This window comes from Rhizobium leguminosarum bv. trifolii WSM2297 (assembly GCF_000271845.1).
Genome location: NZ_JH719395.1, coordinates 438,039 through 460,532, shown reverse-complemented (window position 1 = coordinate 460,532; position 22,494 = coordinate 438,039). Strand labels below are relative to the sequence as shown.

The 22,494-nt window shown below is 62.6% G+C and carries 17 protein-coding genes; 14 read left to right on the top strand and 3 right to left on the bottom strand.

The genetic code is table 11. The annotated features are described in order from the left end of the window. Window positions 1-449 precede the first annotated feature (449 nt). Window positions 450-3,347 carry a ribonuclease E/G gene (locus tag RLEG4DRAFT_RS17435; protein WP_003578636.1) on the top strand — a complete coding sequence of 966 codons (2,898 nt, stop codon included), beginning with the start codon at window positions 450-452 and terminating at the stop codon, window positions 3,345-3,347. A 20-nt stretch (window positions 3,348-3,367) separates the two neighbouring features. Next, entirely contained in the window at window positions 3,368-3,697 is a 330-nt protein-coding gene (locus RLEG4DRAFT_RS64440; RefSeq protein WP_432416806.1) for a type II toxin-antitoxin system VapB family antitoxin, read from the top strand. 324 nt (window positions 3,698-4,021) lie between these two features. On the opposite strand, the gene RLEG4DRAFT_RS17425 is transcribed toward RLEG4DRAFT_RS64440, so the two are convergent. Further along, window positions 4,022-5,680 (bottom strand): acyl-CoA dehydrogenase family protein, encoded by a 1,659-nt coding sequence (locus tag RLEG4DRAFT_RS17425; RefSeq protein WP_003578632.1) that lies wholly within the window; start codon window positions 5,678-5,680, stop codon window positions 4,022-4,024. 179 nt (window positions 5,681-5,859) lie between these two features. Here RLEG4DRAFT_RS17425 and RLEG4DRAFT_RS17420 point away from each other — a divergent pair, with 179 nt between their 5' ends. The 9 genes from RLEG4DRAFT_RS17420 (at window position 5,860) to rpmG (ending at window position 17,372) form a co-directional block, all read left to right on the top strand. Continuing rightward, entirely contained in the window at window positions 5,860-6,816 is a 957-nt protein-coding gene (locus RLEG4DRAFT_RS17420; RefSeq protein ID WP_003578630.1) for an aspartate carbamoyltransferase catalytic subunit, read from the top strand. Further along, window positions 6,813-8,102, top strand: coding sequence for a dihydroorotase (locus tag RLEG4DRAFT_RS17415; RefSeq protein WP_003578629.1), 1,290 nt, complete (start codon window positions 6,813-6,815; stop codon window positions 8,100-8,102). Before RLEG4DRAFT_RS17420 ends, RLEG4DRAFT_RS17415 begins: the two co-directional genes overlap by 4 nt. Before the next feature lie 57 nt (window positions 8,103-8,159). Then, window positions 8,160-8,780 carry a glycerol-3-phosphate 1-O-acyltransferase PlsY gene (plsY, locus tag RLEG4DRAFT_RS17410; protein WP_003578627.1) on the top strand — a complete coding sequence of 207 codons (621 nt, stop codon included), beginning with the start codon at window positions 8,160-8,162 and terminating at the stop codon, window positions 8,778-8,780. Continuing rightward, window positions 8,780-9,922 carry a DNA-processing protein DprA gene (dprA, locus tag RLEG4DRAFT_RS17405; protein ID WP_003578625.1) on the top strand — a complete coding sequence of 381 codons (1,143 nt, stop codon included), beginning with the start codon at window positions 8,780-8,782 and terminating at the stop codon, window positions 9,920-9,922. The genes plsY and dprA overlap by 1 nt, the downstream gene beginning before the upstream one ends. 248 nt (window positions 9,923-10,170) lie before the next feature. Beyond that, window positions 10,171-12,825, top strand: a complete 2,655-nt coding sequence (gene topA, locus RLEG4DRAFT_RS17400) for a type I DNA topoisomerase (protein WP_003578623.1) — start codon at window positions 10,171-10,173, stop codon at window positions 12,823-12,825. Window position 12,826: 1 nt separating this feature from the next. After that, complete coding sequence (gene rnr, locus RLEG4DRAFT_RS17395; protein WP_003578621.1) at window positions 12,827-15,199, top strand: ribonuclease R; 2,373 nt, start codon at window positions 12,827-12,829, stop codon at window positions 15,197-15,199. 19 nt (window positions 15,200-15,218) lie between these two features. After that, entirely contained in the window at window positions 15,219-15,671 is a 453-nt protein-coding gene (locus RLEG4DRAFT_RS17390; RefSeq protein ID WP_003578620.1) for a DUF983 domain-containing protein, read from the top strand. A 256-nt stretch (window positions 15,672-15,927) separates the two neighbouring features. Further along, window positions 15,928-17,112 (top strand): MFS transporter, encoded by a 1,185-nt coding sequence (locus RLEG4DRAFT_RS17385; RefSeq protein ID WP_003578618.1) that lies wholly within the window; start codon window positions 15,928-15,930, stop codon window positions 17,110-17,112. A gap of 92 nt (window positions 17,113-17,204) precedes the next feature. Then, window positions 17,205-17,372 (top strand): 50S ribosomal protein L33, encoded by a 168-nt coding sequence (rpmG, locus tag RLEG4DRAFT_RS17380; protein WP_003547442.1) that lies wholly within the window; start codon window positions 17,205-17,207, stop codon window positions 17,370-17,372. 749 nt (window positions 17,373-18,121) lie between these two features. Here the strand turns inward: rpmG and RLEG4DRAFT_RS17375 are convergent. Continuing rightward, window positions 18,122-19,495: a PleD family two-component system response regulator gene (locus RLEG4DRAFT_RS17375; RefSeq protein WP_003578615.1), complete on the bottom strand. Its 1,374-nt coding sequence runs from the start codon at window positions 19,493-19,495 to the stop codon at window positions 18,122-18,124. Window positions 19,496-19,513: 18 nt separating this feature from the next. Further along, window positions 19,514-19,885 (bottom strand): response regulator, encoded by a 372-nt coding sequence (locus RLEG4DRAFT_RS17370; protein ID WP_003547430.1) that lies wholly within the window; start codon window positions 19,883-19,885, stop codon window positions 19,514-19,516. Window positions 19,886-20,017: 132 nt separating this feature from the next. Here RLEG4DRAFT_RS17370 and RLEG4DRAFT_RS17365 point away from each other — a divergent pair, with 132 nt between their 5' ends. The 3 genes from RLEG4DRAFT_RS17365 (at window position 20,018) to RLEG4DRAFT_RS17355 (ending at window position 22,418) form a co-directional block, all read left to right on the top strand. After that, window positions 20,018-20,326 carry a DUF3572 domain-containing protein gene (locus RLEG4DRAFT_RS17365; protein ID WP_003578614.1) on the top strand — a complete coding sequence of 103 codons (309 nt, stop codon included), beginning with the start codon at window positions 20,018-20,020 and terminating at the stop codon, window positions 20,324-20,326. After that, the gene (locus tag RLEG4DRAFT_RS17360) at window positions 20,320-20,994 is read left to right on the top strand and encodes a hypothetical protein (RefSeq protein ID WP_037093814.1); all 675 of its coding nucleotides are present in this window, start codon (window positions 20,320-20,322) and stop codon (window positions 20,992-20,994) included. Before RLEG4DRAFT_RS17365 ends, RLEG4DRAFT_RS17360 begins: the two co-directional genes overlap by 7 nt. A gap of 131 nt (window positions 20,995-21,125) precedes the next feature. Next, window positions 21,126-22,418, top strand: coding sequence for a DNA polymerase IV (locus tag RLEG4DRAFT_RS17355; RefSeq protein ID WP_003578610.1), 1,293 nt, complete (start codon window positions 21,126-21,128; stop codon window positions 22,416-22,418). Window positions 22,419-22,494 lie beyond the last annotated feature (76 nt).

Here is a 22,494-nt window from a genome sequence, read left to right as displayed (position 1 = left end):
ACGGAAAACATACAACGAATTTTAGGGTAAAGTGTTGACGGGATAGAGTCGCCGCAAAGGCTGCCAGCCAGATCAGGACCTGGCGCCACACCGGTCATCGTCCGCCGTCTCATGCGCTTCATCCTTAGAACTGGATCCTGATTTTCCGGCTCATTGTCGGAATTCATTGGTGGATCAGCCACCACGCTCTCAGGGAGCAAACTCATCGGACCCGAACGGGTCTTCGTATTTGTCGATCACGCTTGGTTGTTGATGGTTTCGCAGCAGGTTTTATCTGAAGTGTACAGGCCCCGGACCAAAATGGTTCCGGTTGCGGTCTGGCTGCTGCCCTCCCCCTCGCATCAGGCGCGACTTTCATTATCCGGCGCGGCCACGACGGACCGCATTCTTTCTGTTTCAACAGCAGTCGGGAATGCGCTCTCGCGGCCACGCCGAGGAGCTCAGCTTACATGGCAGACAAAATGCTTATCGATGCGTCTCACGAGGAAGAGACGCGCGTCGTTGTCGTTCGCGGGAACCGCATAGAAGAATTTGACTTCGAGTCGCAGCACAAGAAGCAGATCCGCGGCAACATCTATCTTGCAAAGGTAACGAGGGTCGAGCCCTCGCTGCAAGCCGCCTTCGTCGATTACGGCGGCAACCGGCACGGCTTCCTGGCCTTCGCCGAAATCCATCCCGATTATTATCAGATACCGCTTGCCGACCGTCAGGCGCTGCTTCGTGCCGAAGCCGAGGAGCATCGCCGCGACGAAGACGTCGAGCACGTCGAAACCGCGCCGATGGTCGATCTGTCCAAGCAGGATCAGCCGGATGTCGGCATTGTGCCGGCCGAGGCGCCGGAAACGGCTGCCGTCACGGAAGAGCCGGCAGCGGTGGAGGCCGCGGCAGCGGCCGAGTCCACCGAGGAAGCTCCGGCCAAGAAGGCAAGACCGCGCCGCAGCCGCAAGAAGGTTGCCGAGCCAGCTGCAGAAACGACTGCGACCGAGGACGCTGTTCCGACTGACGTCGAGGCCGAAGGCGCTGCGAACGTCGATAACGAGGATGACGGCTCGACCGGCGGCCCGATGGCCGCGATGGTAGAAACCGACGAGATCTCCGAGGACGTCGATACCAGCAAGCGTCGCCACGATGATGACGACGACGATGACGATCACGGCGAAGAGGAAGTCATCGAATCCGTCGGCGCCGAAGACGCGATGGAAGAAGTGCCGGACCGCGTGCAGCGCAAGCCGCGCAAGCAGTACCGCATCCAGGAAGTCATCAAGCGCCGCCAGATCCTGCTCGTGCAGGTCGCCAAGGAAGAGCGCGGCAACAAGGGCGCAGCTCTTACTACCTATCTGTCGCTTGCCGGCCGCTATTCCGTGCTGATGCCGAACACGGCACGCGGCGGCGGCATTTCCCGCAAGATCACCAACCCTGCCGACCGCAAGCGCCTGAAAGAGATCGCGCGCATGCTCGAGGTGCCGCAGGGCATGGGCGTCATCCTTCGCACCGCCGGCGCCAACCGCACCAAGGTCGAGGTCAAGCGCGATTTCGAATATCTGATGCGCCTTTGGGAAAACGTGCGCACGCTGACGCTGGCGTCCACCGCTCCCTGCCTCGTCTATGAGGAAGGCTCGCTGATCAAGCGCTCGATCCGCGACCTCTACAACAAGGATATCGGCGAGATCATCGTCTCCGGCGAAGAAGGCTATCGTGAAGCGAAAGACTTCATGAAGATGCTGATGCCGAGCCATGCCAAGGTGGTTCAGCCCTATCGCGACATCCACCCGATCTTCTCGCGTTCGGGCATCGAGGCCCAGCTCGACCGCATGTTGCAGCCGCAGGTAACGCTGAAGTCCGGCGGCTACCTGATCATGAACCAGACGGAAGCGCTGGTGTCGATCGACGTCAACTCCGGCCGCTCGACGCGCGAACACTCGATCGAGGACACTGCGCTGCAGACCAACCTCGAGGCTGCCGACGAAGTCGCCCGCCAGCTACGCCTGCGCGACCTTGCCGGCCTGATCGTCATCGACTTCATCGACATGGAAGAGAAGCGCAACAACCGTGCTGTCGAGAAGAAGCTGAAGGAATGCCTGAAGAACGACCGCGCCCGTATCCAGGTCGGCCGGATCTCGCATTTCGGCCTGCTCGAAATGTCGCGCCAGCGCATCCGCGCCTCGGTTCTCGAATCGACCACCCAGGTCTGCTCGCATTGCGGCGGCAGCGGCCATGTGCGTTCGCAGTCCTCCGTCGCGCTGCATGTCCTGCGCGGCATCGAGGAATATCTGCTCAAGAATACCACGCACAACATCAGCGTCCGCACCACGCCTGACATTGCGCTCTACCTGCTCAACCACAAGCGCCAGACGATCATCGATTACGAAAACCGTTTCGGCGTCGCTATCGTCATCGATGCCGACGGTTCGGTCGGCGCGCAGCATTTCGCCATCGATCGCGGCGAGGCCGTGGAGAACCCGGTCAAGATCGAGACGCTCTTCAACTTCGCAGCCATTCCTGAGGATGACGACGACGACATCGTCATTGAAATGGATGAGGACGAAGACGAGGAACTCGAAGAAAAGCCGGCCGCCGCCGAACGTCCCGTCGCGGCACGCTCGGAAGGCGAAGGTGATGGAAACCGCAAGCGCAAGCGCCGCCGGCGTCGGCGCGGCCGCAACGGCAATGCGGATCAGCCGGCATCGACAGCAGGCGAAGCCGGCGATGAGGATGAAGACGGCGACGACGAGGGCGGCGAAGCTGATGCAACCGCTGAAGGCACGCCCGAGACACTGGCTGAAAGCGAGGAATCGCAGCGCCGCAAGCGCCGCCGTCGCGGCAAGCGTGGCGGCCGCCGCAACCGCGCCGAGGATGGTTCCGAACTGACCGCCGGTGAAGCCGGTGAAGACAATGGCAGTGACGAGGGCGGCGAAGAGAGCGAAGGCGACGACGTTTCGAACGACGGCGCTCCTCAAGAAGCCGAAACTGTCGAAGCGGTTGCCGAGCAGGCAGGCGAAAGCCAGGCTGCGGCCGCTGTTGTCGAGGGTGCGGCTGTTGTCGCCGAGGATGTGAAGCCGGCCCGTGGCCGCGGCCGTCGCAAAGCCGCAGCAGCGCCGGTCGAGGAGCCAGTGGTAGAGACAGCTCCAGCGGCCGTGGCCGAACCGGAACTGGTGGAAGCCGCCGCCGATCTCGGAACACCCGTTCAGGAAGAGGCTCCGGAAGAGGCAAAGCCGGTTCGCGCCAACCGCGAATCCAACATCACCTCCTCCGAGCCGACGGTGAAATCCACCCGCGGCGAAAACGCCGAAGGCGAAGACGGCAAGCCGAAGAAAGCCGGCTGGTGGCAGCGCCGTGGCTTCTTCTGAACGCTGATTTTCGGACGTAAATGATCAATCCGGCCGCGGCGACGCGGCCGGATTTTTGTTTGTGGCGATGCTTCTTTAGCGAAGTTGAATCCCGAGGGCTGGGCGTGTACCTTCACGATATCGGTACACTCGAGGTGGTCATGCGGACAACGATCGATATCGATGATGACTTGATCGACGCAGCAATGATCGTCACGGGATCGGCGACAAAAGAGGCCGCCGTCGAACAGGCTCTGCGAATACTCATCGAGAGGCACCGCCGGAAAAATGCGATCGCAGATCTCGCAGGGGCAGACTGGGAAGGCGACCTGGACGAGATACGTTGCGACCAGCCGGACGACAAACGGTGATCGTCGTCCGCAGCCGGTCTTGGATCGTGCATCTGCGCGGGATAGGTGCGGCCAGTCTGATCCAGAGATCGCCGACAGCAGCCCCTTCATCCGCCTGCCGGCACCGCCCGGGGTCGAGCCACGGGTCTCGACCCGTCCTTCGGACCCCCGTAAACGGGGCGAAGGGGATATGCCGTGACCTCTCTGTTCCCTCCTCGCTCTCGCAGGGCACGTCCCCTCGCCCCGTTTTTTCGGGGAGAGGGTTAGGGTGAGGGGCAGCAATCCGCGCAACGCGCTTATGACTCGGCTCGATACCGGCGAAGCGCGATCATCGGCCGCCCGCGGTCAGGCCGCCGGCGGATAAAGCAGGTCGACGATGTAGCTGGCGTCGAAGCGGGAATCGAGCATGCCGTAGGTGGAGCGCCAGCCGCCGGCAAGGCGCGTCTCGATGAAGGCGTCGGCAATGCGCCCAGCGCCTAGCCGATAGAGTTCGGCGGCACCGGCCGCAAGCGCCAGCTGCTCGACGAGCAGGCGCGCGGCGCCCTCATCCTGTTCGCAGAGCGCGATTGCGGCGCGCAGAACGTCTATCGTCTTCTTGCCGGCGGGGCCGAGATCGCGGGCAAGGCCAGCGAAAACCGTTTCGAACAGATCCTTGCCGCGGTTGAGCACCCGCAGCACGTCGAGCGCCATGACGTTGCCGGAGCCTTCCCAGATAGCGTTGACCGGAGCCTCGCGGTAATGGCGGGCGATCGGGCGTTCCTCGATGTAACCGTTGCCGCCGATGCATTCCATCGCCTCGTAGATCAAGGCCGGCGCGATCTTGCAGCACCAGTATTTGGCGACCGGCGTCATGACGCGGGCATAGGCCGCCTGCTCGGCATTGCCGCGCGCCTTGTCGAAGGCGTCGGCAAGACGGAAGGAGAGCGCGGTGGCGGCAGCGACATCAAGTGCCATGTCGGCCAGCACGCGCGTCATGATCGGCTGGTTGACCAGCATCTTGCCGAAAACGCTGCGGCCGCGGGTGTGATGCACGGCCTCGGCGAGCGACGCCCGCATCATGCCTGACGAGGCCAGGGCGCAGTCGAGCCGCGTCAGCGTCACCATGTCGAGAATGGTGCGGATGCCGGCATCGGGACCGCCGAGCAGGAAACCGAAAGTATCGGTGAACTCCACTTCGGCAGAGGCATTGGAGCGGTTGCCGACCTTGTCCTTCAGCCGCTGGAACTGCAGGCCGTTGGCGGAACCATCCTCCAGCAGACGCGGCACGAGGAAGCAGCCCATGCCCTCCTTGGTCTGCGCCAGCATGATGAAGGCATCGCTCATCGGAGCGGACATGAACCATTTGTGGCCGGACAGCCGGTAAATGCCTTCGCTGACCTTTTCGGCAGCGCTGCGGTTGGCGCGCACATCCGTGCCGCCCTGCTTTTCCGTCATGCCCATGCCGATGGTGACGGCGGATTTCTGCATGGCGGGTTTGTTCGACGAATCATATTTGCGCGAAAGGATTTTTGGCGCCCAATCCTTCTGTATCGCGGGCGAGGCCGAGAGCGCGGCAACGGAGGCGCTGGTCATCGTCAGTGGGCAGAGATGGCCGGACTCCAGCTGTGACGTCATATAGAAGCGGGCGGCGCGAACCTTGTGGGCCTCATCCTTGGCGTCGGTATCGGCCTGCGGATCCCAGACGGAAGAATGCAGGCCGACCGACATGGAGCGGCGCATCAGCGCGTGCCAGGCGGGATGGAATTCGACGACGTCGAGGCGCTCGCCGCGCGGACCATGAGTGCGCAGCTGCGGTGCGCCCTGGTTTGCCATGCGCGCCAGCTCCTGCGCCTCCGGCGACGTGACGTAGCGGCCCATATTTTCCAGGTCTTCGCGGATGCCGCGCGGCAGGGCCGCCGTCAGATCGACGATCAGCGGATCGGACCGATAGGCATTGATGCCGGACCACAGGCTCGGCTGGTTGAGTTCTGCGAGTTTTTCGTCAGTCCGGTTGGCGGAGGTCATAATTCGCTTCTAGTGTAAGAACCCGGCAAAGGGAAACCGGAAGTTATGATTCGGTTCATTCTGCTCTATCGGAATTTCGGCGAAAATGCATGGGGACATAAGCCTTTGCCCACAGCGCATGCTTGCCCCGGCGGGCAGCACTCTTTATAGACCCGCCAGAGACAGCAAGAGGCAGGGTCATGGTCTTTTTCCCCCACCGCCACCTCATCGGCATCAAGGGCCTCACCGAGCAGGATATCACCTATCTGCTCGACAAGGCCGACGAGGCCGTCAAGATCAGCCGCCAGCGAGAGAAGAAGACGTCGACGCTGCGCGGGCTGACGCAGATCAACCTGTTCTTCGAGGCATCGACCCGCACGCAGGCCTCCTTCGAGCTTGCCGGCAAGCGGCTGGGCGCCGACGTCATGAACATGTCGGTCGGCAATTCCTCGGTGAAAAAAGGCGAAACGCTGATCGATACGGCGATGACACTGAATGCGATGCGGCCCGATGTGCTGGTCATCCGCCATTCGAGTGCCGGCGCCGCCGCCCTGCTTGCCCAGAAGGTTTCCTGCTCGGTCGTCAATGCCGGTGACGGCCAGCATGAACATCCGACCCAGGCGCTGCTCGACGCGCTGACCATCCGCCGCGCCAAGGGCAAGCTCTCGCGCATCATCGTGGCGATCTGCGGCGACGTGCTGCATTCGCGGGTGGCGCGCTCCAATATCCTGCTGCTCAATGCGATGGGCGCGCGCGTGCGTGTCGTCGCACCTGCCACCCTCCTGCCCGCCGGCATCGCCGAGATGGGCGTCGAAGTCTTCCATTCGATGCAGGAAGGGCTGAAGGATGCAGACGTGGTGATGATGCTGCGGCTGCAGCGCGAGCGCATGTCCGGCGCCTTCGTCCCTTCGGTGCGCGAATACTACCACTTCTACGGCCTCGATGCCGAAACGCTGAAGGCAGCGAAGGAGGATGCGCTGGTCATGCATCCGGGCCCGATGAACCGCGGGGTCGAGATCGCCTCCGAGGTGGCCGACGGTCCGCAGAGCGTCATTGCCGAACAGGTGGAAATGGGAGTCGCGGTGCGCATGGCCGTCATGGAGACACTGCTCGTCTCGCAGAACCAGGGTCCCCGAAGCGATGGAATGAAGGCATGAGCAACCCGATCGTCCTCAAGAACGTTCGCATCGTCGACCCGTCGCGCAAGCTCGACGAAGTCGGCACGATCATCGCCGAAAACGGGGTCATCGTTGCCGCCGGGCAGGCGGCGCAGAACCAGGGCGCGCCCAAAGGCGCGATCATTCGCGACTGCACGGGCCTGGTCGCCACTCCGGGCCTCGTCGATGCCCGCGTTCATATCGGCGAACCCGGCGGCGAACATCGCGAGACGATCGCCTCGGCGAGCCGGGCAGCGGCGGCCGGCGGCATCACCTCGATCATCATGATGCCGGACACCGACCCCGTTATCGACGACATCGCGCTGGTCGAATTCGTCAAGAAGACGGCGCGCGATACGGCCGCCGTCAACGTCTACCCCGCAGCCGCCATCACCAAGGGCCTTGCCGGCGAGGAGATGACGGAGATCGGCCTGCTGATGCAGGCGGGCGCCGTCGCCTTCACCGATGCCCATTCCAGCGTCCACGACACGCAGGTGCTGCGCCGGATAATGACCTATGCGCGGGAATTCGGCGCCGTCATCTCCTGCGAAGCCCGCGACAAATATCTCGGCGCCAACGGCGTCATGCATGAGGGGCTTTTCGCCAGCTGGCTCGGGCTCTCCGGCATTCCAAGGGAAGCGGAACTCATCCCGCTCGAGCGCGATCTCAGGATCGCAGAGCTGACACGCGGACATTATCACGCCGCGATGATCTCGGTGCCGCAATCGGTCGAGGCGATCGAACGCGCCCGCAGCCGCGGCGCCAAGGTCACCGCAGGTATCTCGATCAACAATCTGGCGCTCAACGAAAACGACATCGGCGAATACCGCACCTTCTTCAAGCTCTATCCACCGCTGCGCCCGGAAGACGACCGGGTGGCCATGGTCGAGGCGCTGGCAAGCGGCGCGATCGACATCATCGTGTCCTCGCACGATCCGCAGGACGTCGATACGAAACGCCTGCCCTTCGGCGAGGCTGAGGATGGCGCGATCGGCCTCGAAACCATGCTGGCCGCAGCCCTCAGGCTTCATCACGGCGGCCAGGTGAGCCTGATGCGGCTGATCGACGCCATGTCCACCCGGCCGGCTGAGATTTTCGGCCTCGATGCCGGCACGCTGAAGCCGGGGGCTGCGGCCGATATCACGCTGATCGACCTCGATGAGCCTTGGCTTGTCGCCAAAGACATGCTTCTCTCCCGCTCGAAGAACACGCCGTTCGAAGATGCGCGCTTCAGCGGGCGGGCCGTCGCGACATACGTCTCGGGAAAGCTTGTCCACACACTCTAGGGCTCGCTTTAGGAGACGGCTGAACTGAGGATAGGCCACGGAGGGCCGAGGGGGCATATGTTATCCAATCTCATGTCATGGCAGATCACCCTGCCGGTCGCGCTTGCCGCCGCTGTCATCGGCTATCTCTTCGGCTCGATCCCATTCGGCCTGATCCTCACGCGCGCCGCCGGCCTCGGCGATGTGCGCAGCATCGGCTCCGGCAATATCGGCGCGACCAACGTGCTCAGAACCGGAAACCGCAAGCTTGCCGCGGCGACGCTGCTGCTCGATGCGCTGAAGGCGTCGGCGGCGGCCTGGGTCGTCGGTTACGTCTTCGGTGAGGAGGCTGCGATCATCGCCGGTTTCTTCGCCTTCATCGGCCATCTCTTCCCGGTCTGGATCGGCTTCAAGGGCGGCAAGGGTGTCGCCACCTATATCGGCACCCTGCTCGGCGTCGCGCCGATCATGGTCGTGCTCTTTGCCGCCGTCTGGCTGGCGGTCGCCTTCACCACCCGCTACTCCTCGCTGTCGGCGCTGGTCGCCATGCTTGTCATTCCGGTTGCACTGTGGATACTCGGCAACGAGAAGGTTGCAGCCGTCATGGCGATCATGACGCTGATCTCCTACTGGAAGCACAGGGCGAATATTTCCCGCCTGATGGGCGGGACGGAAAGCAAGATCGGGGCAAAGGGATAATGGATGCGCCGGGGGCGGGATCAAAAGGCACTGTGCTGAGCGACCGGCAACGCATTGCCTGGCTGCGTCTCATCCGTTCCGACAATATCGGCCCCGCCACCTTTCGTGACCTCATCAATCATTTCGGTTCGGCCGAGGCCGCCCTTGCAGCGCTGCCGGAGCTTTCAGCGCGAGGCGGCGCCACGCGGGCCATCCGCATCGCCAGCGAGGCCGAGGCGCATCGGGAACTGGAGGCGGCGCATCGTTTCGGCGCCCGCTTCGTCGGCATCGGCGAGCCGGACTATCCGCAATCGCTGAAGCAGATCGACGGCGCGCCGCCGCTCTTGGCCGTCAAGGGCGCGCTGGCCGCTGGCAAACGACCGGCCGTCGGTATCGTCGGCTCGCGCAATGCCTCGATCGCCGGCGCCAAATTTGCGGCAATGGTAGCGCGCGACTGCGGCCGGGCTGGATATACCGTGGTCTCGGGCCTCGCGCGCGGCATCGACACCGCGGCGCATCGGGCAAGCCTCGAAACGGGCACGATCGCAGCCCTTGCCGGTGGTCTCGACCAGCCCTACCCGCCGGAGAATATCGGCCTGCTCGAGGAGATCACCGGCGGCAACGGCCTGGCGGTGAGCGAAATGCCCTTCGGCTGGGAGCCCCGCGCCCGCGATTTCCCGCGCCGGAACCGGCTGATCGCCGGCATCGCGCTCGGTCTCGTGGTGGTCGAAGCGGCAACGCGCTCGGGATCGCTGATTACCGCACGCCTTGCCGGCGAGTTCGGCCGGCTGGTGTTTGCCGTGCCCGGCTCACCGCTCGACCCGCGCTGCCACGGCACCAACGGCCTGCTGAAGGACGGTGCTTCGATCGTCACCGCACCCGCCGATGTCATCGAGGCCCTGGCGCCGCTGGCGCAATTCGATCTCTTCCCGTCGTCGATGGCGGAGGAACCGCCGCGTGAGGGCGGGGCAATAACGATGCCGCCCGACGAAACGGATCGCAGCCGCATCGTCGATGCGCTCGGGCCAACACCGGTCGAGATCGACGACATTATCCGCCATACCGGCTTATCGGCATCGGCGGTCTATCTCATCCTGCTGGAACTCGACATAGCGGGCCGGCTGCACCGGCATCAGGGCAGCCTCATTTCGCTTTCCGATTGAGCCGTACCCCTAAGAGAGAGCGGCTCTGCGATTGCAGGAACTGCGTGTCGAAAATGGTGGCGACGCAATCAACAATTGTTTTTCGCCGTGAATCTTGCTTCGATTGCAACAGATGCAAGAGGTAAAATTGTAGCAAACCCCTTGACCGCAGCGATTTCCCTGTCCATGTCGGAAGGCCGGTATCCAAGTTACGGTGTGTGTCGCGCTGGCTTCAACGCCGGCGTCGTTTCCTTTTTTAGAGAATCATCATGAATGTTGTAGTGGTGGAATCGCCTGCCAAGGCCAAGACGATCAACAAGTATCTGGGTTCAGGATACAAAGTGCTCGCCTCCTTCGGCCATGTGCGCGATCTGCCTGCCAAGGATGGCTCGGTCCTCCCCGATCAGGATTTCGAAATGCTTTGGGAGGTCGACGGCGCCTCGGCCAAGCGGATGAAGGATATCGCCGACGCGGTGAAATCCTCCGACGGCCTGTTTCTCGCGACCGACCCGGATCGCGAAGGCGAAGCGATTTCCTGGCACGTGCTCGACATGCTCAACAAGAAGCGGGTGCTGAACGGCAAGCCGGTCAAGCGCGTCGTCTTCAACGCGATCACCAAGAAGGCGGTGCTCGACGCGATGGCCGATCCGCGCGACATCGACGTGCCGCTGGTCGACGCCTATCTGGCCCGCCGTGCGCTCGACTATCTCGTCGGCTTCAATCTTTCGCCGGTTCTGTGGCGCAAGCTGCCCGGCGCGCGTTCGGCCGGCCGTGTCCAGTCCGTGGCGCTTCGCCTGGTCTGCGATCGCGAATCCGAGATCGAGCGCTTCATTTCGGAAGAATACTGGAACATCTCGGCACTTCTGAAGACGCCGCGCGGCGACGAGTTCGAGGCAAAGCTGGTTTCGGCGAACGGCAAACGGCTGCAGCCGCGGGCGATCGGCAATGGCGAGGAAGCCGGCCGGCTGAAGACACTGCTCGACGGCGCAAGCTATGTCGTCGACACGGTCGAGGCCAAACCGGTCAAGCGCAACCCGGGACCGCCGTTTACCACCTCGACGCTGCAGCAGGCCGCCTCCTCCAATCTCGGATTCTCCGCCTCGCGCACCATGCAGGTCGCCCAGAAACTCTATGAAGGCGTCGATATCGGCGGCGAGACGGTCGGTCTCATCACCTATATGCGAACCGACGGCGTGCAGATGGCGCCGGAGGCGATCGATGCGGCGCGGCGCGCCATCGTCGACCAGTTCGGCGAACGTTACATGCCTGACAAGGCGCGCTTCTATTCTACCAAGGCGAAGAACGCCCAGGAAGCGCACGAAGCGATCCGTCCGACCGATTTCGACCGGACCCCTGACCGCGTCCGCAAATTCCTCGATGCCGACCAGATTCGGCTCTATGACCTGATCTGGAAACGCGGCATCGCCAGCCAGATGGCGTCGGCCGAAATCGAGCGCACGACGGCTGAAATCACCGCCGACAACAAGGGCGAGAAGGCCGGCCTGCGCGCCGTCGGTTCGGTCATCCGCTTCGACGGCTTCATCGCCGCCTATACCGACCAGAAGGAAGACGGCGAGCAGAGCGACGACGGCGACGAGGATGGCCGCCTGCCGGAGATCAATGCGCGCGAGAACCTCGCCAAGCAGAAGATCAATTCGACGCAACATTTCACCGAGCCGCCGCCGCGTTATTCGGAAGCCTCGCTGATCAAGAAGATGGAAGAGCTCGGCATCGGCCGCCCCTCCACCTATGCCGCGACGCTGGCGACCCTGCGCGACCGCGACTATGTGACGATCGACAAGCGCAAGCTGATCCCGCAGGCCAAAGGCCGGCTGGTGACGGCTTTCCTCGAAAGCTTCTTCACCAAATATGTCGAATACGACTTCACCGCCGATCTCGAGGAAAAGCTCGACCGGATTTCCGCCGGCGAGCTGAACTGGAAGCAGGTGCTGCGCGATTTCTGGAAGGATTTCTTCGCCCAGATCGAAGACACCAAGGAACTGCGCGTCACCAATGTGCTCGATTCGCTGAACGAGGCGCTGGCGCCGCTGGTCTTCCCGAAGCGGGAAGACGGCAGTGATCCCAGGATCTGCCAGGTCTGCGGCACCGGCAACCTGTCGCTGAAGCTCGGCAAATACGGCGCCTTCGTCGGCTGCTCGAACTATCCGGAATGCAATTACACCCGCCAACTTTCCTCCGAAAACGGCGGAGAAGCGGATGGTGCAGCCCTCAACGAGCCGAAGAACCTCGGCACCGATCCGACGACCGGCGAGGAACTGACGCTGCGCTCCGGCCGCTTCGGCCCCTATATCCAGCGCGGCGACGGCAAGGAAGCCAAGCGTGCTTCGCTGCCGAAGGGCTGGAAGCCGGAAGACATCGACTATGAAAAGGCGATGGCTTTGATTTCGCTGCCGCGCGATATCGGCAAACATCCGGAATCCGGCAAGATGATCTCGTCGGGCATCGGCCGCTATGGACCGTTCCTGCTGCATGACGGTTCCTATGCCAATTTGGAAAGCATCGAGGACGTCTTCTCCGTCGGCCTCAACCGCGCCGTGACGGTCATTGCCGAAAAGGCCAACCAGGCGCCGGGCCGGGGTTCACGCGGTACGCCGGCGGCACTGAAGGCACTCGGCGATCATCCGGATGGCGGCCCGATCACCGTTCGCGACGGCAAGTACGGCCCTTACGTCAACTGGGGCAAGGTCAATGCCACCCTGCCGAAGGGCAAGGATCCGCAGGCGATCACCGTCGAGGAAGCGCTGGCGCTGATCACGGAGAAGGCCGGCAAGGCGCCGGCCGGCAAGGCGGCCAAGGCAAAGGCCAAGCCGAAGGCGGCTGCCGCTGCAACCAAGGCAACGAAGACGGCAGCCAAGCCAAAGGCAACCAAGGCGAAAGCGCCCGCGAAATCGAAAAAGAGCTGACGTGAGCAGAATACCGCGCGACAGAACGAACCCTGCGGGCAAACGTCCTGGCAAGATCGGCCGCACCGGCAAGGATGCTCCCGCCGTCGAGCCGCTGAACATCGTCCACGGGGCGCTGCCCTCGCGTGAGGTGATCCTGCGCTTCATCGCCGATCATCCTCAGAAAGCGTCCAAACGCGAACTCGCCAAGGCTTTCGGCCTGAAGGGCGACAACCGCGTCGAGCTCAAGCACATGCTGCAGGAGCTCGAGCAGGAAGGCATGCTGCAGAAGACCCGCAAGTCGCTGATCCGTCCCGGCGCGCTGCCGCCGGTCACCGTTCTCGACATCACCACGCGCGACAAGGACGGCGATCTGATCGGCCGGCCGGCGGAATGGCCGGAGGACCAGGGCGTCGCCCCTGCCGTCGCCATTCGGCAGCAATCGCCTGCAGGCCGCCAGGGCAAGGGCAAGGCGCCCGTCGCGGGCCTCGGCGATCGCATCCTGGCAAAGATCTTCCCGGCCGTCGATCGCGGCGGACCGGCCTATACGGCGCGGATCATCAAGGTGATCGACAGGCGCCGCGGCGCCTCGATGGGCGTTTTCCGCACCGCCCCCGGCGGCGGTGGGCGGCTGTTGCCGATCGAGCGGCGCGGCGAGGAAATGGTGATCGATCCCGACTTCACCGGCGGCGCTGCGGACGGCGATCTGGTCGAAGTCGAAATCGCCCGTCTCGGCCGTTTCGGCCTGCCGCGCGCCAAGGTGCTTTCCGTCGTCGGATCCGTCGCCTCTGAAAAGGCGATCTCAATGATCGCCATCCATGCGCACGGCATTCCGCATGTCTTCCCGCCCGCCGTCATTGCCGAGGCCGAGGACGCAAAGCCCGCAACGATGTCGCATCGCGAGGACTGGCGCGACGTGCCGCTGATCACCATCGATCCGGCCGATGCCAAAGACCACGACGACGCTGTTTATGCCGAACTCGACCCCTCGCCCGACAATCCCGGCGGCGTCATCGTCACGGTCGCCATTGCCGACGTCTCCTGGTATGTCCGTCCCAAGTCGCCGCTCGACCGCGAAGCGCTGAAACGCGGCAACTCGGTCTATTTCCCGGATCGCGTCGTGCCGATGCTGCCGGAGAGCATCTCCAACGATCTCTGTTCGCTGAAGGAAGGCGTCGACCGCCCGGCGCTTGCCGTGCGCATGAGCTTTTCAGGGGAAGGCCGCAAGATCGGCCACACCTTTCACCGCGTCATGATGAAGAGCGCGGCCAAGCTCTCCTATCAGCAGGCGCAGGCAGCGATCGACGGCAAGCCGGACGATCGGACCGGACCGATGCTCGAGCCGATCCTGAAGCCGCTCTGGCACGCCTATGAGGTGATGAAGCGCGGACGCGACCGGCGCCAGCCGCTGGAGCTCGACATGCCGGAGCGCAAGATCCTGCTGAAACCCGACGGCACGGTCGACCGGGTCCACGTGCCGCCGCGGCTCAATGCGCACAAGCTGATCGAAGAGATGATGATCCAGGCCAACGTCTCAGCCGCCGAGACGCTGGAAAAGAGACGCCAGCCGCTGATCTACCGCATCCATGACGGCCCGACGCTTGCCAAGCAGGAAATCCTGCGCGAGTTCCTGGCCACACTCGGCATCCCGCTTGCCAAGGGCGGCAACATGCGCGCCAACAACTTCAACGGCATACTGGCGAAGGCCGACGGAACGCCGCACCAGACCATGGTCAACGAGATGGTGCTGCGTTCGCAGAGCCAGGCAATCTACAGCCCGGAGAATATCGGCCATTTCGGCCTCAACCTGATGAAATACGCGCATTTCACCTCGCCGATCCGCCGTTACGCCGATCTCATCGTGCATCGCGCCCTCGTCGGCTCGCTCGGCTTCGGCGAAGGCGGCATCACGCCCGAGGAAGAAGGCACGCTCGACGATATCGCCGCCGAAATCTCGACCTTCGAGCGCCGGGCGATGGCGGCCGAACGTGAGACGGTCGACCGGCTGATCGCCCATCACCTTGCCGGGCGCGTCGGCGAGGAATTTGCCGGGCGCGTCTCGGGTGTTACGAAATCAGGGCTTTTTGTCTCCCTGCCGGACTATGGCGCCGACGGTTTCGTCCCCATATCTACACTCGGCACCGACTATTTCATCTATGACGAGGCGCATCAGGCGCTCTCGGGTGAAAGAACGGGGCTCGGCTACCGCCTTGGCGACAATGTCACGGTGAAGCTTGCCGAGGCGATCCCGCTTGCCGGCGCGCTGCGTTTCGAAATGGTCAGCGAAGGGCGCGAGATGCCGGCGGCGGTGCGCTCCTTCCACAAAGCCGGCCGCCGCGAAAGAGGCCAGGTCCGCAAGAAGCCCGGAACGAGGCCGCCGCGCGGGCGGCGCTAGCTCCGAAGAGGAACATGCGATGAGCACACCGACCGATCCGGCCGTCCGCTACGGGGATGCGCCCGAGGTCGAGCGCCCGCTGGGACGCTCAATCCTGCGCGGGCTGATGAACCGCTGCCCGGCCTGCGGCAGCGGCAAGCTGTTTCGGGCCTTCCTGAAGCCGGTCGATCATTGCGCGGCCTGCGGCGAGGCGATGCATCACCAACGGGCCGACGACCTGCCGCCCTATATCGTCATCCTCGTTCTCGGCCACGTCGTGGTCGGCGGCTATATGCTGACCGACATGACCTTCGTGCTGCCGGTGTGGGCGCATATTGCCATCTGGGCGCCGATCACCGTCATCACCGCCCTTGCCTCGATCCAGCCGATCAAGGGCGGCGTCATCGGCCTGCAATGGGCGCTGCGCATGCACGGTTTCGGCGGCGAGAGTGACGATCCTGACGATTATGACCTCCCCGGACGCCCGGATTGATCGCTTTCACCTTCCAGACATATTTAACGTGTAGTGCCAGCGCTCCACCGACCACCACCCGAATGCGGCAGCCGACGATCCTCAACGACCCGACATGGTAAGCATTTCTTGGCCGAACGGGCTTTACATTCCGCAGATGGTCACTCACATCGGAAATATTGCGAAGCGGCATCCGTCACCCGGATTTGGCACGTCCGTGTCTATCTATCTGACGGAACCGGCCGATTCGCTCGCGCAGCTTTCTAAGGATGGATAAATGTCTCAGCCGAGAAACGGCACACCGGGCGATGTCGAGGAAATCCATTGGCCTTCTCTGGTGGCAGCCATCTCGTCCATATCAGCCGTCGGCATAGCAATCGGCCTCGGACTCCCGCTTCTCAGCATCATCCTGGAAAAACGCGGCATCTCGTCCACCCTGATCGGGCTGAACACGGCAATGGCCGGCGTCGCGGCGATGGCGGCCGCGCCCATCACCACCAAGCTCGCGCATAAATACGGCGTTGCGCCGACAATGCTCTGGGCGGTGCTGATTTCGGCGCTGAGCGCACTCGGTTTCTATTATGCCGAGGATTTCTGGATGTGGTTTCCGCTGCGTTTCGCCTTCCATGGCGCAACGACGACGCTGTTCATCCTCTCCGAATTCTGGATCAACGCCGCCTCGCCGCCGTCCAAACGCGGCTTCGTGCTCGGCATCTATGCGACGGTGCTTTCCCTTGGCTTCGCGGCCGGGCCGCTGCTGTTTTCGATCCTCGGCAGCGACGGCATCTTCCCCTTCCTGATCGGCGCCTGTGCCATCCTGCTTGCCGCCATTCCGATCTTCATCGCCCGCGACGAGAGCCCAATACTCGAGGAAAAACCGGAGCTGCATTTCATGCGCTACGTCTTTCTCGTGCCGACGGCGACGGCGGCGGTCTTCATCTTCGGCGCAGTCGAAGCGGGCGGGCTTTCGCTTTTCCCGATCTTTGCGGTGCGCGCCCATTTCACCGAATCGCAGGCAGCCCTTCTGCTCACCATGATGGGCGTCGGCAATGTCATCTTCCAGATCCCGCTCGGTCTGCTCTCCGACCGCATCCCCGACAAGCGGCCGCTTCTGGCCGGCATGGCGCTGATGGGCTTCGTCGGCTCGATGATGCTGCCGCTGCTGGTCGACAACTGGCTGCTGATGGCCGGGCTGCTGCTTTTCTGGGGCGGCTGCGTCTCCGGCCTTTATACGGTCGGCCTCAGCCATCTCGGCTCGCGGCTGACCGGCTCCGACCTTGCGGCGGCCAATGCCGCCTTCGTCTTCTGTTATGCGATGGGGACCGTGGCCGGGCCGCAGGCGATCGGTGCGGCGATCGATGTCGCCGGAAATAACGGGTTTGCCTGGGCGATTGCCGCTTTCTTCGGTCTTTACGCCCTACTTTCCGGGATCAGACTGATGTTCATTCGAAAACGGACTTGACTTTTCGGGCGGGATTCGTAGTTTCGCGCCAGAATTTGCCGTGGAGCCCATCCGGCTTCCACGGCTTTCATTTTCTTAAAGGCAGGACGACCATGGCCAAGGCTACAACAATCAAGATCAAGCTGCTGTCGACAGCCGACACCGGTTTCTTCTACGTCACGACGAAAAACAGCCGTACGATGACGGACAAGATGACGAAGACGAAGTACGACCCGGTTGCTAAGAAGCATGTCGAGTTCAAGGAAACCAAGATCAAGTAATCGCTTGTTCTCAGGATTTCGCAAAAAGCGCGCGCCCTCGGGTTGCGCGTTTTTTATTGCCTGAATTGACCCCATTTAAAAATGACAGCGCAAACAGAAAAACGCCGCCCTTCCATCTTCGGGAAGTGGCGGCGTTTTCTTGAAAGGGGGTCGGCCAGCATGCAAAACGGCACGAGGAACCGCTATAACTTGCCTACTAGCCGACCGACCCCACGACCCAGGAGATGCGGCGGACCTGAGCATCATGGGGTATCGACAACTCCTCAGCGGGAGCGCTTCTCTTATGAGCCGATAATTTGCGCAGAAATGAAAGAAAATCAACAAATTCTTAATGGTGAATTTTACGAGTGTGATTCTATGGTTAAAAGTCCAATTTTGGGACATATAAAGATTTGTCGGCTCTGCTTGGGCCTGAAGCCTAATGTCTGACCACTCCAAGAAATTCGACACTATAACTTAACAACTTGCGCCTCCCCTACCCTTACGTGAGGTGACGTCGCCGCACTCTATTTGAGCCTGCAGGCGGCAGGCGCTCTTTATAGTCTCTATTTCATCTGGAGCGAAGGCCCCGACACCCTCAACACTATCGCGCTGCGGCAGATGGGCAGCAACGGCGAAAGTCGATTTTTGGGCTATTGAATTGCAAAATTTTCGCTCCGCATCGCTCAGGCGAAGATTAAAGATCGGTAATAATTCGCTTACCGCAGTGGAAAACCCGCAAATGGCGCCTATGGCACCAAAGTGATTCGTCAAGCGGCTGCGGCGACCACGCGGTTGCGGCCGGTATTCTTGGCCTCGTAAAGGGCGAGATCGGCCTGCTTCATCAGCTGATCCGGGGTCAGCACCGAGCCGATGCGCGAGGCGATGCCGAAGGAAGCCGTGACGTTCAGCGCCTCCCCCGCGTGTTTCAGCCTGAAGGGCGCGTTTTCGACGGCGGCGCGCAGGCGCTCGGCGACAGCGGCGGCAATTTCCGGCGAGGTATCCGGCATGACGACGACGAATTCTTCCCCGCCGTAGCGGCAAGCGAGATCGGCGCCGCGAATGGTCGAGCGGACGCGATTGGCAAATTCCCGCAGCACTTCGTCGCCGCCGTCATGGCCATAGCTGTCGTTCACCTGCTTGAAGCGGTCGATATCGGTGATCAGCACCGAAAGCGGCCGGCCCCGCGCCATCGAACGGTTGAAGAGCACGTTCAAGTGATTATCGAGATAGCGCCGGTTATAAAGGCCGGTCAGCGGATCGGTCACGGCAAGCTCGATCGTCTGCTTGACGCTGGCGCGCAACCGGTCGTTGCAGCGCTTGCGACGGATCTGCGTCAGGCTGCGGGCAACCAGCTCGTTGGGATCGACCGGGCGGACGATGTAGTCGTTGACGCCGAGATCGAGCGCGCGCACGACCATCTCGTCAGCGCCCTGCTCGGTGATGATCAGAATCGGCAGGAAGCGCGTGCGCTCCAGCGAGCGCAGCTGCGAGCAGAGGCGCAGCGGATCGTAATCGTCGAAGTTGGCGTTGACGATGACGAGATCAAAGGCGCTTTCGGCCGCCTCGAAGAGTGCGGCCTGCGGATCGGAAAGGGCAAGCACGTCGGCGACGGGCTTCAGCGCCTTGATGATGCGCTCCTGTGAATTGGCGCGGCCGTCGACGAGCAGGATCTGACCGGTCTCGTCGATGCGACCCTCGCCTGCCCGCATGAGATCGTCGATGCCCATCGTATGGGCGGTATCGGCGCGGATGCGCAGCTCATCGCTCAACGTCTTCAGCCGCAGCAGGCTCTTCACCCGTGAGATCAGCTGAAGATCGTTGACCGGCTTGGTGAGGAAATCGTCGGCGCCGGCCTTCAGGCCACGTACGCGATCGGCCGGCTGATCAAGTGCTGTGACCATGACGACAGGAATATGGGCGGTTTTGCGGCTGGCCTTCAGCCGCTCGCAGACCTCGAAACCGTCGATGCCGGGCATCATGATGTCGAGCAGGATGAGATCGACCTGGTTGCGCTCGCAGATCGCCAGCGCCGTGTAGCCGTCGGCTGCGGTCATCACGTCGAAATACTCCGCGAGCAGCCGCGCTTCGAGCAGCTTCACATTGGCCGGAATATCGTCAACCACCAGTATTCGCGCAGTCATAGCTGTCTTTCCGATGCGTCAGGCATCGCCGAGATAGGTCTTGATCGTCTCGATGAATTTCGGGACCGAGATCGGCTTGGAAACATAGGCTTCGCAGCCGCCCTGGCGGATCCGCTCCTCGTCGCCCTTCATCGCGAAAGCCGTGACGGCGATGACGGGAATCACGTGCAGCTCGTCGTCTTCCTTCAGCCATTTCGTCACTTCCAGGCCGGAGACCTCGGGAAGCTGGATATCCATCAGGATCAGGTCGGGGCGATGCTTGCGCGCCAGATCGAGCGCCTCCATGCCGTTTCTGGTCTGGATCGTGGTATAACCAGACGCCTCGATGAGGTCGCGAAAGAGCTTCATGTTGAGCTCGTTATCTTCTACAATCATCACCTGTTTGGGCATGACAAGCTGTCCCTACGTCCGTTCGCGCAGCGGTTCGTCCCATGAGAAAGGCACATGCGGACGATAGCTCCGTGAAACCGATAGCGCACGCTAGCGGTATTTGGTTGAAGAAAAGGTAACTTACCCCTCGAAATGCAAAGCAACTTCAAGACTTCGAAACAACCAGCCGCCGACCCGCACGCAACCGCGATCGCCGTGCTCGGCTGGCTTGCCGACGATCCCGAGATGTTCGGCCGCTTCCTCGCTCTCACCGGCGTGGCGCCAGGCCAGGTGCGCAGCGCCGTCAACGATCCCGGCTTCCTCGCCGGCATGATGGATTTCCTGATGAACCATGAACCGACGGCGATGGTTTTCTGCGCGGCAAGCGGCATCAGCCCGGAAACGGTCACCGCCGCCTGGCGGCATTTCTCCTCGCCCGGCCTCGATTCCGGAGAATACTGACCGTGGAATTCGACATCTCGCATATCCGGCTCGGCGAACGGCCGCTGATCGTCTGCGACGTCGACGATGTCGTGCTGCAATTCATCGGCCCGTTCCAACTTTTCCTTCAAAGCCAGGGTCATGCGTTCCTGCCGCGCTCGTTCCGGCTGCACGGCAATATCGTCTCGCAGGCGGATGGCGCGGAGATCGAGGATCAGCGGGTCAGCCGGCTGATCGAGGAATTCTTCGAGGCGCAGGAGCTGTGGCAGACCCCGCTCGACCGCGTCGTCGAAACGCTCGGCCGGCTTTCGCAGGAGGCCGATGTCCTGTTTCTGACGGCCATGCAGCCGCGGTTCCAGGACCAGCGCCGCCGCCTGCTCGACAGGCTGGGCCTGCTTTTTCCGCTGCTTGCCAGCGAAGAGCCCAAGGGGCCGATCGTTCACGCCTTGCATGCCAGCCGCTCCCTTCCTGTCGTCTTCATCGATGATATGGCGCTCAATCTGCATTCCGTCAGGGAATATGTTGCCGATTGCCTGCTGATTCACCTGATGCCCGACTCGCCCGTCCATCGTTTCGCCCCGGCGGCCGCCGACGACATCACCCGCGTCAGCGACTGGACGCATGCGGCCGAGCTCATCCAGGCGCATTTTCATTCCGGCACTTTCACGCCCGCAGTTCCAGCCGCATGAGGCGGCGGGTGTCCTTGCGCCTTGCCAGCGGCTCGAAACGAAAATCGTTATCCAAAGGCAATGCTCCCGCCCTCTCTTGAGACTCGGAAGCTTAAGGCGTAATGTCCCGGCGTTCAATCTTTGTTCTCATGATGACGCCCACACCCGACAAGACACCCGGCTTCTGTCGCGACTGCCTTGCCGAGCAGAAGGGCGAGGCGCGCCGCTGTGTGTCCTGCGGCAGCCCCCGTCTGGTGCGCCATCGCGAACTCTACGCTTTGACGCTTGCGCATATCGATTGCGATGCCTTCTACGCGGCCGTCGAAAAACGCGACAATCCGGAACTTGCCGACAAGCCTGTGATCATCGGCGGCGGCAAACGCGGCGTCGTCTCCACCGCCTGCTATATCGCCCGCATCCACGGCGTGCGTTCGGCAATGCCGATGTTCAAGGCGCTGGAAGCCTGCCCGCAAGCGATCGTCATCCGCCCCGACATGGAAAAATACGTCCGGGTCGGGCGCCAGGTGCGCGCCATGATGCAGGATCTGACGCCGCTGGTGCAGCCGCTGTCGATCGACGAGGCCTTCCTGGAGCTTGACGGCACCGAAAGGCTGCATCACGACCCACCGGCCCGCACCCTCGCCAAATTCGCCCGCCGGGTCGAAAAGGAGATCGGCATCAGCGTGTCGGTCGGGCTTTCCTACTGCAAATTCCTCGCGAAGGTCGCTTCGGACCTGCAGAAACCGCGCGGCTTTTCCGTGATCGGCCGTGAGGAAGCGGTGGAGTTCCTGGCGCCGCGTCCGGTCACCACGATCTGGGGCGTCGGCAAGGCCTTTGCGGCGACGCTGGAGGCGGACGGCATCCGCACCATCAGCCAGTTGCAGCAGATGGAAGAAAACGACCTGATGCGCCGCTACGGCAGCATCGGCCAGCGGCTCGCCCGGCTGTCGCGCGGGATCGACGACCGTGAGGTGCATCTCAACGATGCGGCCAAGAGCGTTTCATCAGAGACGACCTTCTTCGACGACATCTCACGTTATGACGATCTGGTGCCGATCCTGCGCAACCTTTCGGAAAAGGTCTCCTGGCGGCTGAAGAAAAACGACATCGCCGGCCAGACCGTGGTCCTGAAGATGAAGACCGCCGACTTCAAGCTGCGCACGCGCAACCGCAAGCTCGAAGACCCGACCCAGCTTGCCGACCGGATCTTTCGCATCGGGCTCGAGCTTCTGGAAAAGGAGACCGACGGCACGAAGTTCCGACTGCTCGGCATCGGCGTTACCGATCTCGGCGATGCCGCCCGCGCCGATCCGCCCGATCTCATCGACCGGCAATCGGGCCGGCGGGCGGCCGCCGAAGCGGCGATGGACAAGCTGCGCGACAAGTTCGGCAAGAACACGGTCGAGACCGGTTACACCTTCGGCAGCGGCAAGCGCGATCACTAAAGCGTGAGACCGGCAGGCAATTCCACCTATAAAATCTTCCTTAAACTTCGTCCCATAATGTGCCGGACCAGTATTG

Bases quoted from the DNA above. Each gene is read 5' to 3' on its own strand.
- plsY (WP_003578627.1), top strand. From the start codon at position 8,160: ATGTTATCCAATCTCATGTCATGGCAGATCACCCTGCCGGTCGCGCTT.
- RLEG4DRAFT_RS17365 (WP_003578614.1), top strand. From the start codon at position 20,018: ATGCAAAGCAACTTCAAGACTTCGAAACAACCAGCCGCCGACCCGCAC.
- RLEG4DRAFT_RS64440 (WP_432416806.1), top strand. From the start codon at position 3,368: ATGATCAATCCGGCCGCGGCGACGCGGCCGGATTTTTGTTTGTGGCGA.
- dprA (WP_003578625.1), top strand. From the start codon at position 8,780: ATGGATGCGCCGGGGGCGGGATCAAAAGGCACTGTGCTGAGCGACCGG.
- topA (WP_003578623.1), top strand. From the start codon at position 10,171: ATGAATGTTGTAGTGGTGGAATCGCCTGCCAAGGCCAAGACGATCAAC.
- rpmG (WP_003547442.1), top strand. From the start codon at position 17,205: ATGGCCAAGGCTACAACAATCAAGATCAAGCTGCTGTCGACAGCCGAC.
- RLEG4DRAFT_RS17375 (WP_003578615.1), bottom strand. From the start codon at position 19,495: ATGACTGCGCGAATACTGGTGGTTGACGATATTCCGGCCAATGTGAAG.
- RLEG4DRAFT_RS17420 (WP_003578630.1), top strand. From the start codon at position 5,860: ATGGTCTTTTTCCCCCACCGCCACCTCATCGGCATCAAGGGCCTCACC.
- RLEG4DRAFT_RS17385 (WP_003578618.1), top strand. From the start codon at position 15,928: ATGTCTCAGCCGAGAAACGGCACACCGGGCGATGTCGAGGAAATCCAT.
- RLEG4DRAFT_RS17390 (WP_003578620.1), top strand. From the start codon at position 15,219: ATGAGCACACCGACCGATCCGGCCGTCCGCTACGGGGATGCGCCCGAG.
- RLEG4DRAFT_RS17435 (WP_003578636.1), top strand. From the start codon at position 450: ATGGCAGACAAAATGCTTATCGATGCGTCTCACGAGGAAGAGACGCGC.
- RLEG4DRAFT_RS17415 (WP_003578629.1), top strand. From the start codon at position 6,813: ATGAGCAACCCGATCGTCCTCAAGAACGTTCGCATCGTCGACCCGTCG.
- RLEG4DRAFT_RS17355 (WP_003578610.1), top strand. From the start codon at position 21,126: ATGACGCCCACACCCGACAAGACACCCGGCTTCTGTCGCGACTGCCTT.
- RLEG4DRAFT_RS17370 (WP_003547430.1), bottom strand. From the start codon at position 19,885: ATGCCCAAACAGGTGATGATTGTAGAAGATAACGAGCTCAACATGAAG.
- RLEG4DRAFT_RS17425 (WP_003578632.1), bottom strand. From the start codon at position 5,680: ATGACCTCCGCCAACCGGACTGACGAAAAACTCGCAGAACTCAACCAG.